The sequence below is a fragment of the Paenibacillus sp. 10L310 genome, assembly GCF_056395745.1.
This window is the reverse complement of sequence record NZ_JBFTKC010000001.1, coordinates 953,725-966,931: the sequence shown is the minus strand read 5'-3', so window position 1 is coordinate 966,931 and position 13,207 is coordinate 953,725. Positions and strand designations below refer to the sequence as shown.

Here is a 13,207-nt window from a genome sequence, read left to right as displayed (position 1 = left end):
ACAAATAATCTCTGTTGCTGACTGGGTGTTAACACGCCCCCAACGAACCTCATAATTGTGGTTCTTGGCAGCAATTACGAATAAATAATATATATGAACAAAAATAGCGCCCAACCCGGGCGCTTTAGTTTTCTCTATTTCATTTACCACTTTTTTTTAGTCTGGCCCCAGGGACAAAGTCCCCGTTACACCAGCGCACGAAATGATCGGCGTGAAGTAGATATGTTTTTTCTGTAGACGGCTTTAACCCCGCACTCTTCACGTCCTGTGTATAAGTGTCCAATAGCTCGTTTAGGTGCTTCATCAACTCCGGACTCACCTTCATGGTTATCACCCTTTTATAATAAAATTAGGAACCCTCGATCACCTTGGACTTGTATTCTTCCCAATATTCTTCATCTCCTTCGACACTATGAAGCCAATCATACATCATCAATATTTCTAATTCTTGCTTCCTCCCTTTAATGAATTGCTTTTTAGGCATTCGTCTATACAAATCATTTAAATTGAAAAGATTGCTTTTTTGCTTGTAGTCATACTCATAGGTCCTCCAGGTCTCATTACTCTTTTTTCTATGGGTTACAGGCCATAATTGTTCATTTTCAAAAAAATTGTGTATCCAATCTTGAGTAAACTCCCATAAGTTTACGTGATGCTTTCTCCAAGTCTCCTCGATCCATATCGACATTGCTTCAGTTATTAAAGGATAGTTTCCATCACGCATCTGACTGTTTATTTCATGGTATTCCTTTATGTAGCTAAAAAGCATTTCAGTATGATCCCGTAAATAAGGATGCTTTTTACTCAAGAAAGTGTAACACTCGTAGGAAACACTCCGGAATTCTGCATCAGAATTATAGATCAGAAACAGCTCTTGTTTTTTTAGAAAATTATTAATAGCGTGATTTAGCATTTTACCATGATTATCGAACATTTGAACGAGCCACTCAGTCGTTTCAGAATCAAAATGTGTTAACTGCCCCCGATACTTCTCAAGCTTCTCAGACTGGAGATATGTTTTTTCATCTGATGCACTTTCAGTAAGATAATTGTTGAAATACTCAAACACATAATTTACACAGATACTCGTGTTTTCTGCCTTCGCCTGGTAATCAAATTCATTAAGGCCGTCCTCTTTCTTTCTCTTAGCTATGTAATCTACTATGCTTAGCAAGGTAACCTCCTCACTCTGAAATATTACCTTCGCTCTATTAACGAGAATCCCCTTCCTAACACAAAAAGATATCAGGTTTCAATTAAACAATCTTTCCCTCTTCAGGTTTCCTTCTCATAATTGTCTACCCTTCACTTCCGTTATCTCACCATTTTCACTAAAACTTAAGTCTAGTAAATTATTTGAAGAAACACACTCAAACAGCCCCAGATTTGGTCTGAGGCGATAAGAAGCGGAAGGTGAAAACAAAAAATAAAACTGGAGCGATTTCGGGATCGCAAGCACCCGTAGTAAGTTTTGATCTCTCAGAGGGACCCAAGAGTCTAATCTGCTAGTCTTTATTTCTCCACTTTTTGCTCCTGGTATTCATCAATCGACGGTTTGAACCAGAAAGGCCTTGTCCCCACCAACGTTTGGCTCAGGGAAAATCTTGTTCTCGTGGACATGATGCAGTTCTTTGGGACTATATCAAGCTGTTCTACTAGTTTCTTGCTTCCTAACAGTGGTGGGTACTGCTTCCCACGTTAACCTTCTTAGCATCTTAAGTTTCGTCCAACAGTGCTGTGAGTTACTCTCAGACCACTCCTCCCAGCTGATTTACTAGTTCCAGGATGTACCAACAAACAGCAAAATAACTGATGACAAAAAGCAGATAGTGAAATCGGAATTAAAGAGTCACATGAAACAGATTGCCAAGCAGCTATAGATACGATGCCAGGAAAGAAATTATAAGAAAACTACCATTATAAATTTTATCGCTATCCTGTTATAAAGAAGATCACATTATGTTCAAATACTACTCATGGAAGAACTACTCTGGAGAATGTCAACCTACAAAAACTTTGCTTGGTCAACTTAAGTTGAAAAAATTAAAAGCCCGATATCCTATATTAAGGACAGTGGGCTTCATTATTAAATTTGTTGTAGACGCATTAATCTTCTTTTCGATTGTATGCATACATTTCTTCGAGTAACATTAATGTGTTAATATCATGGTCTTCTTTTTGGGTCTGGAATGTTTTTAAATTTACCGAAATCTGTTCTAACATTCTGTTAGCTTCCCTCTCACTTCTCCCTGCATTATATATTATTTTCCTGACTGTATCTCTCCAATAAGAAAGTTCTTTCTTATATTCAGAAATTCTGCGTGCATGGATAATACGAGCTTTACTTGATCTCGTTTCCATTTGATCTAGTTTTTTTGTAAGCAAAATTGCCCGTTCATCTAATAGTCCAGCTCTTTCCTCATGCTCTAGCACTAAGGTATTGTACTTCTGATTAAACTTATCGTTATCGTCGTTGATTTCTTTTTTCAATTTTTCTCTTTCTTCAGAAAACTCTAAACGCCTTTTTGCTTCGCTTTCTTCTAATTTCGTAAACTCCCTTTTAAAATAGACGTTAAACACCAGAAAAATTAATAGAAATACCACTGCCATAACAGAAGCCGATCTTATCTCCTTTGTTCCAGGTGCCTCCATTTTATCAAACTGATTAACTACAACACTCATATCTGGACTCAGAAAGTTTAACTTTTCAGGGTCAACATCATTCTGAAAGAATAAAGTCATTTGAATTCTCTGACTTTTCGAGACCCCTCCTATTTCATATGAATTTTGGCCACCACCAGTTAATGGTCTTATCAAGATTGGATCAGAAGTATAGATGTCGCTTAACTCAATATCTACAGGTAAAATCATATCTAACTTATGTATGTCCTTTTTTCCTTGATTAAAGAAGCTGACGCTTAATTGATACTCTCCCTTCACCTTAACAGCTTCTCCTACATGTATGATTATGTCCGTTCTAGTAGAGTAAGTGACTATGATATTAAAAATAAAAGCAATTAATGTCGTTACAATAGCCGGAACTAAGGAGTCCTTAATCAATTTATTCATTCCAACACCCCCTACGTAATAAAAAGCTGCTATTTAAGCAGCTTACAGATAATCTTTATAAATTAAAAACGACCATTCCAACTGTACACAAGATAATGCTATTAAACTATCATAATATCAGCAAGTTTGATATACTGCCAATCTGCTTCTGCAAATACCAGTTTAATCTCCTATCAAATTGTATTTACCTCACACAGCAATTTCTTATACCTTATGCTTAATTGGATCTAACACAGTTACCTTGATTCGTATACACTGATGAAATGAGAAATTTATTTTACCCTTTATTACTGGCTCCTGCCCATCCAGAGTCAGCTTTTCCTTCTCTAGCGTCTTCTCTTCTTGCTCCAACTATATTACCTTATGCTCAGGCAAAATCATTTGATTGGATACCTTGCCAGTAGCCAGGCTCACGGAATGTCCGCGGCTGGCCTGATAATGACCTTCTTCTTTAATCAATCCGGACCGAAGACTCTTAACTTGAATTCGATGTTTTGTAATCTTGCCGCATTGATCCTGATAAATGACTTTCATCACCCCAATGTGTTATATGCGAACAATCATTCTTTATTCAATAAAAAAATACCCAACAAATTTCCTGGTCATTTATATTTATTTATTAATTCCAACTCTTCCATGTCATTCGCCCATATGAAGTCAGACTGTACTAAATGATCATCGAAAAAATTAGTATTCATTAAGTATGATCTAAATTTTTCGCCTTTTTTGGAGTAAGAAACATTATAAAATAACATCAGTAATTCAAAAGATGAAAGTTGAGCTCTTAATATCCCTCTGTATTTTTTTTCTCTTTTTCATTTTTATCTTCTACTACATCGAATTCCTCATCTTGTATCAACCTTATTATTCTATAGAGGTTTCGATAGTAATGCCCAATTAAATTTTCATTTCTATTGTATACTCTCTCGTACGCTCTTACTTTTAAATCTTTTAAAGGCTTATCAATTATATGCTCTCTGTATTTATCTAAGATTGTATGTGGTATCTCGGATTGAACCATGCCTTTAAAATCCATCTTATATAATAATCGAGACAATTTATTTTTTAAATCTTCTTGAAACTGAATAGTAGTTCTTTCTTTCAACTTAAGCCACTCATCGTCAGTATCGTTGTAGATATGGTACATCTTCTCATTAAAACTTCCTAAATCATAAATAAACTCTCCCATATCAGGATCAAAAAGATCTCCATGATTTTCATAAACAGAATCTATAAATGACTTCCTGACATTGAATAATGATGACTTCAGGAGCAAATCGTTCCTTAAAGGAATGTCTGTCATCTTTCCTATCGCTACTCGTAATTGTCTTTCGTAACTATCTATGACATTTTCTTCGTATTCTTTATGAACACTTTTGAAGAGTAAGGTAATCGCCTCTCTCCCTGTAGCAATCTCGTATGTAATTTCCTTTAGAATATTGTGATGTAGGTTAATCATATTAAAGAACGTACTGTCGAACTGTTGTTTTCTCATTGTTGCATTTGTTATCTCGTACTCTTTTCTTGTTTTTTGAACTTCTTCTCGCTGTAGCTTTAGTTCTTCTTTTTGCATCAGGACCGCAGCCGTAACAAAAATAATACTCGCTAGTGAGAGTAGTCCTACAGTAGTGCCACCAAAATAATCTCCAATTGAGCCTAGTTCCCCGAAACTATCCATACTATACGGAGTTTTAGTCAAGTAAATTATAGCGAATGGAACTGCAACAGCGATCATAGCAATTAATCCACCTAATAACATTAATATATTTTCTTTTTGTATCAACCACGTAAAAAACTTCTTCAAACCATTTTCTCTCCTTCTTTATTTTAAATTTTCAATATCCCGCCAGTATGCCAACACCAGTGGAGTAAGCTGTTCTTAATCTATAATGGCATTATATATACGTTGGAATATGTTGTAAATCCTTGTTTTTCTTATTTAACTGCCTTTTCAGTCTCCGCTTTAAACGCTCTGGCTCCTCATGATCATGATTGACAGTAATCTTACGAACTACTGTGATTCCTATTCTTTGAAAGGTAGCTTATCGTGCTTGCCCCTCACCTCAAATCCTTAAAAAGTTCGTCCAATATGTTCTTAATAAAATAAATCCACCTAATTGCAGGATCATCAGTGATAGCTGAAGAAATATCTTACTTGAGGTAATCAGATGCATCATACACATAGGATTTTGCAGGAAGATATTGATTCCTTTGTAGTTGCAATGAGGCAAGATCGGTTAATAGTTTGGCACGTGCTAAAGGATATGGAGCATCTAATTGATTACGGAGGAATTGTCGAGGGGTACAGTCCGATAGCTGTTAAAATTGATGGGAAGAGATTTTTTAGAGAGACATTTGAGTTTAGGTTACTAAGTAGAATACATAGGGAGTTGAACAGAGAGAATGTTTAAAAAAATCTTAACAGTAATAAAGAGCATCCCAACACCAGTGAAGTACATATTTTTAGCTGTCATGGTCATATATTTTTCTTTTGGAACATTCATGTTATTTAGGTATGATGATTGGGGTAAAAGCGGGACTTTAGGTGATACATTCGGCATACTGAATGCTTTGTTTTCTTCTATAGGGACAGCTGGTATTATCTACACAATTTATATTCAGAATGACACAATAAAATCACAAGATACTGTCTTGGAACTTCAGGCTAAAACTATCGAAACAAGCATAAAACCCCTTTTAGATGTCGATCCAAAAGGGGAGGAAGATGGAGCATTTAAGTTGACTGTGGTCAATGTTGGAAACGGTTCAGCAATTAATATAAAAATGGTTAGTACAAGGATCCCAATTGTAGATGGGGAAAAATACCTTCATTTTAAACCTACAAGTGATGGAGTATTCAGCTTACGAAAAGATGCGAGTCATGATATATTTATCAAACCATTCGCAGACGATGGCCTCGAATATGAGGATATATTCATTGCACTTTTAGAAAAAAAGTATTCGAACATGATTGTAGAGTTTATAGTACATTACCAAGACGTGAATTTTACTGTTTATAAACAGAGAATCAAATTAGGATTAAGCGATGGGACTATTGAAATGGCTGAACAATAAGTTCAGCTTTTTTTTACTTCGTGTACCAACGCTTCATTGTTATTCCTAACATTGCCGACTTCCTTCGGCACCTCGTAAGCTCGCATTTCTGACGCTTGATACGGCTTGATTAGTCCAAGCAGCGACTGAACATCGTCATTATCTCTTCCGAGCCATTCAGCCTCATCCTCAGGGCGCAAGATGACCGGCATGCGATTATGAATGTCTTCCATGAGACTATTGGGTTCAGTTGTGATAATGGTGCATGTACTCAGTTTGTTTCCGTCCGGATCTGTCCAGGTATCGTACAGGCCGGCAAGCGAGAATAAGCGGTCGTCCTTCATAAGAATTCGCATAGGCTGTTTGGCAGTTCCTTCTTTCTTCCACTCATAGAATCCGTTTGTCGGAATAATACAGCGTTTGGAGCTGATCAGACCTTTAAAAGCTGGCTTCTCTGCCAGTGTCTCGGCTCGGGCATTAATCATCTTATTTCCGATCTTGTCATCCTTGGCCCAAACGGGTACCAGGCCCCATCGGAGTGAACCCAATCTATTTCCGTCCTTGCTGCCTATAATCGTGGGAATGAACTGCATGGGTGCTGCGTTGTAATTAGGTTTGTACTCAAAGCCCTCAGCTATAGATGCATAGTACCTTTCCATTATCGCGTCTAAGGGATCTGTGATTGTGAATCTACCACACATACAAAGCACCTCCTGTATTGTCTTTACAATATATAATCACACTATAATTGATCAAACACGGGAATGCGCAACAAGCCGGATTTGGTCCAGTTTCGTATTTTGACCCTGGCTTGTATCCTTGGTTCCAGGTAAACGTTGTTCTTGTCCTCACCAGTAACGAGCTGCTGGCATACTCCACGAAACGCCTGCTTATGTTTAGGACGTGGGCCATGCTCGATGATTCCTACCGGACGTATCTTGCCTGAAGGATCTGGAATAGTAGCAAGCCACCCGAACTCTGACTTTTTGCATCCTGTGATGAATACATCGGCATATGACCAGTTGATGACCTTCTGCCACTCTCTCGACCTTCTGCTAACGTACTGGCTGTCCTTGAGCTTGCCAACTACGCCCTCCATGCCCATAGCCTCTATTTGGGCGTATAGCGCCTCTCCTGCGCCGATAATATGCGGTACCACTCCAAAGCTATTAGATGGTAGTTGGAGCCCTTGAAGAATAGCTTTGCGTTCTATAAGAGGGAGCTTACGGAGATCCTGTCCTTTGTACTGCAGAATATAGAATATGGCGAACGTGGCTGGAAATGTCTTGGTGAGCTTCTGAACCTTCGAGTGTTGCCGAGTGCTGAACCGGCTCATGACTGCCTCAAAGTCGTTCAATCCTGTAACTGGATCGGTGCAAGCAACTTCACCGTCCAGATGATGTCAGAGTCAAAGAGCAACAGCAATTCAGGGTACTGACGTGTAAAATCGTTATTGTGACGTGTATATAACCGGACATTGCTGGATTGTTGCGAATATATCAATCGGTGTCCATCAACCTTAGGTTCAAAAAGGTAATCGGAGTGGCTGAATGGTCCTGGTGCCGTCTCTAGTAACATAGGGCTGATAAACATAAAAAACACCTCAACCCAATTATAGCTTTTTACCATAAGGATTGAGGCGGTAAGTTTTGGATTAGGGAAGTTCAATCATTCTACCCAATTTTAACTCGTCACTAGACTCAACAATGCTCTTTTTGTTTGAAAGTAGGTCGATTAGTTGAATTACATTATCGAAGGACTCTTTTATTAAATTTTGTTGTGTTCCTTCCGGAATATCACCTATTGCATGAACTATCTTATTTCTCCATTTGATCAACCTCAACACAGAATTAATGTCAATTTTCGCTAATGATTCTGCATTTACAGTTAAAGGTAGTATACCCACAACTCTCGCAGTCAAGCCTACATCTGGACCTAAAAATACTTTCAAACTTTCATTTGAAAGACCTTTAAACTTTTTTAAGTATGAACTCAAGAAGCTATTAAGTGCAATTTCTAAAGATATTGTAGATTCAATTACAGCTATCCTGTAATTTTTGGAAATATATTGTTCTATTGCGTTTACTTGAAAGATTCGTTCTGGCAAGATCACCAGTTTTGACGTAATAGCAGGAATCACTTTCTCATTCCATATTTCATAATCAACATATCCTACACCAAGTGTAATTCTATCATTTCCTCTTCCCTCTGATATATTAATGTACTTTGACATCATACTCTGCTCATATACAGAATTAGTTTCAGGGTTAACAAGCCCTAACCTAAAAAAAACACTATGTAACTCTTCTCTTCCCCCATATGAAACCTCACGTATCCTAGAGCAAAAACCTTCATTACGAATTGAACGCGCAATAATGTTTGTAATATCAAAAATGGCTTTCACCAATCTCGCCTCATCATTACGAAGTTCTCCTATTGTATCAATCTCATCATTCAGATTATGAAGTGAAAATTCTATAGAGTTTACAGATTTTAGAGCTTCCGCACTTATTATTTCTTTGTTTGGAGAATCATTCTCAAAAATAACACCATCAGAAACAAAGCTAACATTACAATTAAAAGATTTATATTTGAAACTTATTGGCTCAATTCTAAAGTCACCGTTACCACCTATAATAATTTCACTTTTTACACTCCAAGTAAGTGACAAAACTATTCCCCCTCAAAACTTTTAGTGTTTCTATTTTAATATATGAGTACTTATTATGTATATTAATAAAAGACTCTGCTGATAAACCATCAACAGAGTCTTTTATGCTAGCTATAATTTTACATTACACCAATCATGGTGTCATACGAAACTCACCCTTTCCTTTTGTCTTTGCCATTGCTTCATTTGCTGATCAAACGATTGCAAGGCGTTTGTCTGAACTGCTTCTAAGTCTGCCTTGGTTGCATTGCCTTGGATTGTTATCTGTCGGCTGTAACAAATGTTCATCGCACCCGATGGAGCTGGAGCGTATCCCATACTTCTGTTTGCAGCATCCAACAATCCTTGTGATTTAGGAGAGTTGTTATCAGGGATGATCCACTCAGGCGAGTTACCTTCACCGACCCATGCAAGCTCATGTTTATTGACGTAACCACCGGTAGCATAACCACCCACGTTCGGGATTTTCGGGATGTCTACCCCGATAGTTCCGCCGCCTAGGAAATCCGGGATGTCGAAGCTGATCCCGTTGGCCTTCTCGATTACCCAGTTCAACTTATCGATGATCCAGTTAACTGCGCTGCTAAATATCCCCTTGATGTTTTCGAATATCCCGCCGAACCAACCAGTCAACCCACTGAACGCCGTCGTCGCTGCGTTATACGCCTCGTTCCAGCGTTCCGAGAACCAGCCTCCGATATTTCCAAGCGCTGATTTAACATACTCCCAAAACCGCATTACAGCTGCTTTGATGGAGTCCCAGTGCGTTACTGCTAGGACGATAGCCGCCACCAACGCACCTATGGAAACTATTACTATGCCAATTGGATTAGCGAGCATAGCGCCATTCAGAGCCCATTGTGCTGCTGAGGCTAAAAGTGTTCCAGCATTATAAGCTTTCATAAGGGCATTAATACTGCCAATTATCTTTAATGCTGTAAATGCTGTTTGCATAGCTGCAATTCCCGCTACGACAGACAAAGCAATACTTTTTACACCTGACCAGTTATTCTTAATCGTTGTGTACAGATCAACAGCCTTTTTGATGATCTTTTGAATATTGTCCTGTATGTTTTGCATTCACGCCTTGCCATCAGTAGACTGGAACCACTTTGCCACTTTGGAAAGAACCGGCAACAACTTTTTACCTAAGGGCTGAATGAAATCCATCTCAACTGAACGTCCAATGGACTGGAACGCCATGCCCAAAGTGTCGAACTTAACATTCTTAACATTCTCCATTGTCTCTCGAGTATGATCGAACTGGCTTCGAGCCTCACCCATTGCCTTGATCGCTTCATACTCCAGATCCTCGAACTGGGTACCGAACAATGAGACACCAGCGGCGTTTCTCTTAATCGGGTCTTCAACTTTGGAAAGAGCCTGGAATATTTTCTGGGTCGCCTTCTTCGCGTTTTCTCCGCCTCCGGCTATGGCCTGTTCGAATTGCTCAGCGTTGAGGTTCAGGAGCTTATAACCTTCATAAGTCGTCTTCGATTGGTCATTGGTTCGGATGGTCAATTCCTTGATCGCGTCCATTTCTGTTCACATGGTGTCGCTAATACCATGCCGCCACTCGGCAGCTGTATGTTTCCATACAGATCAGACTATATCTTCATCCAAGCAATAAAAAAAGAAGGCATGGATGCCTCCCGTTTCGAGCCGCTTGGTCCTACGTCTTTCGACTAGTCGTTGAAGGTTCTGCCCTCGTTGTATTTCAATAAAAGATCATCCATCGTATCTTTGTCAGTCACATCTTCTCTGAAAAGTTTGTATCCTGTGGTATGACGATACTTGCCTTTTAAGGCATTATATAAGTTGGAATAACTGGTCTTGGAACCGACTCGAACATCAAACCAACTTTTCAAATCAAACCACGAGTCAAACTTATGAATTTCTCCGTTTGATACGTCCACAGCATAAGAAGAGACTGATTTTGCATTTGGATGGATACTGCCTTGTCTGTGATCTTTGATTACAACTGGTTCAATGACTCCGTGTTTGAATTTATGTTCAATCTCAGTTAGGACTCGGTGTTCTGTGACATCTTGGCGAAAAAACATATGACCTTTAAAAGTCCTTCGACCTTTTCCGCCTCGCATGACTGCAAGAACACTGCTACGGTTCAATTTTATACCTCTCTTTTCAAATGAATCTCTTAAATCAAAAAAAGAGTTGAATTTCTCAATTAAACCAGTTGAACACTCCAAGGAATAACATATTACAGCCTTTATGGATGGATTAGCGTTACCTTTTAAGCGTCCTCTATTTGAATTACCGATCTTCTCTTTTGTGTCTATTGACATCTTAGTTCCAAATAGAGGATGGTTTATTCCGCTAACAAGGTGTCCCTTTCCATACTTAGGATTCGATTCCCCGGACCAGCTTCCGCGCTTCTTGTGGGTGACGCTGATTTTCTTCCTCGTCTCCTTTGAGAAAACCGCCCCATTCATTCCTTCGCCCCCCAAAGTCGCGTTATATCCATGCGCATCCTTGTTGTGAGCAAAGGTTTTCATTTTTCCAATGAAGTGTTTTTCTCTTTCAGCAGCTTCCGCGAGTGTTTCGACTTGTTCAATTAACTCGGTATAAAATTGGTCTTTCCCATATTTCCTTATAGCTCGGCAGAGATACCTTTCGCTTGATCCACGAGATTGTTTGATATGATCATTGAATCTCGACTCATATCCCTTTGACGTGTATCCCACATATCTTTTGCCGTTCACTTTATTTGTGATTACATAAATATCATACACGGAATAAATCCCCCTCAGGCAGCTTCATGCTGGTTGTATTCCCAAAACCAATCATACCAAACTTAATTCTTTGATGGTATATTTTGGAAGGTTTAAGGCTTCCCAGCATAAAGAGAGGTTTAACCTGAGCTATACGATAACCCAACTTGTCGAGCTACTTCGCAAAAAGTACCCAAAAACAACATTTCTACTCTACTCCATATTTTATGAAAAGCTTAATCTACCAAGCGTTTCACGATTATATATGTGAACTCATGAACCAATTTAACCCCTCTCCCATGAAAAAGAAGCTCTCGAAAGAGGGCTTCTTTTTGTTGTTTATGTTTTAATTTATTTTGCTAGTTATACTTTTCTTCAAATTCACTTATTTCGGCTTCCTCTTCGGTCTGCAACCATCCAATCTCCCTCAGCCACATGCCCATATCAGCAATAAACTCATTCACTTTTAAATGTTCAATCTTGTATTTCTGGATCTTTTCACTTAAAAAAGCATAAAACTCATGGCTTAACGCATACCGTTGTTTGCTTTTGCTTAATGCCTTATAACGATCCTCGCTGACCACCAGATCAAAATAGATGACATTCTCCTTCTTCACATGCCTGACCGTGGACCTTCTCTCGTATTCCTCAGGAAGACACCTGAAAACAAAGAAGAGTTCAATATCGACTATTTTATATTTGCTTTCTGCTTGATCAAAAACAGACTGCAACTCATCCGAAAGATTGGCAAGCTGCGTTAAACCTGAAGTGTCAGTTGATCTGCCCAGAATCACCACTAAACTCCTCCTTATTCATTTTCAACATTCAGAATGAAACTAAAAAAGGTTGACTAGTAATGTAATCTCCGTCAACCTTTCCTATGTTCACCCCTCTTGTGCCTTACCCCAACGTAGCAAGACCTTACGAGTTCAGCTCTCGATGTTTTCGATTGGAAAGTCGTAAATTGATCAATGGAATGATGAGTGCAACAACCGGCAAGAGAAGATTTATTGAACCATTCTTAATCATCATGAAGGTAATAAACAGCACGGCGAGCCAAGTCATAATCTCCATCATTTCATATTTGGTTAACGTCAGCTTGAAAGCTTTTTTCGAAATGAAACGAATCAAGAAATAAGCGATCAAGCTATAGAACAGGATCATTCCCAAGATAGCAACTAGGATTATGAGGTACATATCCACCATAAAAATCTCACCCGACCCTTATATCATTTCCTTAATTTTACCATATAAGAGATAAGGTGTCATTACAAATTCCAAACCAGCGCTTCGTCAAGACTGGCAAATTACGCTTACTTCTCTTCAACAACAATCGTTGCATTATAGATCACAACACGTTTCCCATTGAGATCAAATAATACTTTATTGCCGTATTCCGTATCTTCCACGTCAATCTTACCATCATAGGTCTGAATCAATTCACCGTTATTGCTGTACACTTTAACAACCCTCTCCAGGCCACCCGAGTTATTGGACCTCATCGTTTTGAGTGCACGTTCACCCGAAGCGGTATTGAAATACCATATGAAACATCCAACTATGATACCCAAGAAGACCAACACCGTCACCCATATACCTGTCTTTGCTTTTTTACTCATCTTGAACCCCCTCTTATGTTTCCTGTCTCGTACATTACGAGGTTGGAGAGAGAACGGTTTCA

Annotated in this window: 14 protein-coding genes and 1 pseudogene; 1 reads left to right on the top strand and 14 read right to left on the bottom strand. The window is 38.8% G+C overall.

Annotated features, from left to right (window positions below; genetic code table 11):
* Positions 1-349 precede the first annotated feature (349 nt).
* The 5 genes from AC1DE7_RS04605 to AC1DE7_RS04585 all read right to left on the bottom strand — a co-directional run bounded on the left by AC1DE7_RS04605 (position 350) and on the right by AC1DE7_RS04585 (position 4,852).
* Positions 350-1,174: a hypothetical protein gene (locus AC1DE7_RS04605; protein WP_477533827.1), complete on the bottom strand. Its 825-nt coding sequence runs from the start codon at positions 1,172-1,174 to the stop codon at positions 350-352.
* Positions 1,175-2,106: 932 nt separating this feature from the next.
* Positions 2,107-3,069, bottom strand: coding sequence for a hypothetical protein (locus tag AC1DE7_RS04600; protein ID WP_477533826.1), 963 nt, complete (start codon positions 3,067-3,069; stop codon positions 2,107-2,109).
* A gap of 351 nt (positions 3,070-3,420) precedes the next feature.
* Positions 3,421-3,603 (bottom strand): hypothetical protein, encoded by a 183-nt coding sequence (locus AC1DE7_RS04595; RefSeq protein WP_477533825.1) that lies wholly within the window; start codon positions 3,601-3,603, stop codon positions 3,421-3,423.
* Positions 3,604-3,671: 68 nt separating this feature from the next.
* A complete protein-coding gene (locus AC1DE7_RS04590) occupies positions 3,672-3,824 on the bottom strand; it encodes a hypothetical protein (protein ID WP_477533824.1) in 153 nt (50 codons plus the stop codon).
* Positions 3,825-3,853: 29 nt separating this feature from the next.
* A complete protein-coding gene (locus AC1DE7_RS04585; protein WP_477533823.1) occupies positions 3,854-4,852 on the bottom strand; it encodes a hypothetical protein in 999 nt (332 codons plus the stop codon).
* 620 nt (positions 4,853-5,472) lie between these two features.
* Here AC1DE7_RS04585 and AC1DE7_RS04580 point away from each other — a divergent pair.
* Positions 5,473-6,144 carry a hypothetical protein gene (locus AC1DE7_RS04580; protein WP_477533822.1) on the top strand — a complete coding sequence of 224 codons (672 nt, stop codon included), beginning with the start codon at positions 5,473-5,475 and terminating at the stop codon, positions 6,142-6,144.
* A 2-nt stretch (positions 6,145-6,146) separates the two neighbouring features.
* Here the strand turns inward: AC1DE7_RS04580 and AC1DE7_RS04575 are convergent, their stop codons facing one another.
* The 9 genes and pseudogenes from AC1DE7_RS04575 to AC1DE7_RS04535 form a co-directional block, all read right to left on the bottom strand.
* Positions 6,147-6,824, bottom strand: a complete 678-nt coding sequence (locus AC1DE7_RS04575) for an SOS response-associated peptidase (protein ID WP_477533821.1) — start codon at positions 6,822-6,824, stop codon at positions 6,147-6,149.
* A 41-nt stretch (positions 6,825-6,865) separates the two neighbouring features.
* Positions 6,866-7,716: pseudogene (locus AC1DE7_RS04570) on the bottom strand (ATP-dependent DNA ligase).
* Between the two features lie 61 nt (positions 7,717-7,777).
* Positions 7,778-8,794, bottom strand: coding sequence for a hypothetical protein (locus AC1DE7_RS04565; RefSeq protein WP_477533820.1), 1,017 nt, complete (start codon positions 8,792-8,794; stop codon positions 7,778-7,780).
* Positions 8,795-8,935: 141 nt separating this feature from the next.
* The gene (locus tag AC1DE7_RS04560; RefSeq protein ID WP_477533819.1) at positions 8,936-9,874 is read right to left on the bottom strand and encodes a hypothetical protein; all 939 of its coding nucleotides are present in this window, start codon (positions 9,872-9,874) and stop codon (positions 8,936-8,938) included.
* Positions 9,875-10,333 carry a hypothetical protein gene (locus tag AC1DE7_RS04555; RefSeq protein ID WP_477533818.1) on the bottom strand — a complete coding sequence of 153 codons (459 nt, stop codon included), beginning with the start codon at positions 10,331-10,333 and terminating at the stop codon, positions 9,875-9,877. It abuts the gene before it with no gap.
* Between the two features lie 146 nt (positions 10,334-10,479).
* On the bottom strand, positions 10,480-11,547 hold the full coding sequence (locus AC1DE7_RS04550; protein ID WP_477533817.1) for a GIY-YIG nuclease family protein: 1,068 nt from the start codon (positions 11,545-11,547) through the stop codon (positions 10,480-10,482).
* 338 nt (positions 11,548-11,885) lie between these two features.
* Positions 11,886-12,323 (bottom strand): hypothetical protein, encoded by a 438-nt coding sequence (locus tag AC1DE7_RS04545; protein WP_477533816.1) that lies wholly within the window; start codon positions 12,321-12,323, stop codon positions 11,886-11,888.
* Between the two features lie 124 nt (positions 12,324-12,447).
* The gene (locus AC1DE7_RS04540) at positions 12,448-12,690 is read right to left on the bottom strand and encodes a hypothetical protein (RefSeq protein WP_477533815.1); all 243 of its coding nucleotides are present in this window, start codon (positions 12,688-12,690) and stop codon (positions 12,448-12,450) included.
* A 149-nt stretch (positions 12,691-12,839) separates the two neighbouring features.
* Complete coding sequence (locus AC1DE7_RS04535; protein ID WP_017689244.1) at positions 12,840-13,145, bottom strand: hypothetical protein; 306 nt, start codon at positions 13,143-13,145, stop codon at positions 12,840-12,842.
* Positions 13,146-13,207 lie beyond the last annotated feature (62 nt).

Coding starts and splice junctions, on each gene's coding strand:
- AC1DE7_RS04600 (WP_477533826.1), bottom strand. CDS start 3,069: ATGAATAAATTGATTAAGGACTCCTTAGTTCCGGCTATTGTAACGACA.
- AC1DE7_RS04595 (WP_477533825.1), bottom strand. CDS start 3,603: ATGAAAGTCATTTATCAGGATCAATGCGGCAAGATTACAAAACATCGA.
- AC1DE7_RS04560 (WP_477533819.1), bottom strand. CDS start 9,874: ATGCAAAACATACAGGACAATATTCAAAAGATCATCAAAAAGGCTGTT.
- AC1DE7_RS04575 (WP_477533821.1), bottom strand. CDS start 6,824: ATGTGTGGTAGATTCACAATCACAGATCCCTTAGACGCGATAATGGAA.
- AC1DE7_RS04540 (WP_477533815.1), bottom strand. CDS start 12,690: ATGATCCTGTTCTATAGCTTGATCGCTTATTTCTTGATTCGTTTCATT.
- AC1DE7_RS04590 (WP_477533824.1), bottom strand. CDS start 3,824: ATGTTATTTTATAATGTTTCTTACTCCAAAAAAGGCGAAAAATTTAGA.
- AC1DE7_RS04555 (WP_477533818.1), bottom strand. CDS start 10,333: ATGGACGCGATCAAGGAATTGACCATCCGAACCAATGACCAATCGAAG.
- AC1DE7_RS04580 (WP_477533822.1), top strand. CDS start 5,473: ATGTTTAAAAAAATCTTAACAGTAATAAAGAGCATCCCAACACCAGTG.
- AC1DE7_RS04535 (WP_017689244.1), bottom strand. CDS start 13,145: ATGAGTAAAAAAGCAAAGACAGGTATATGGGTGACGGTGTTGGTCTTC.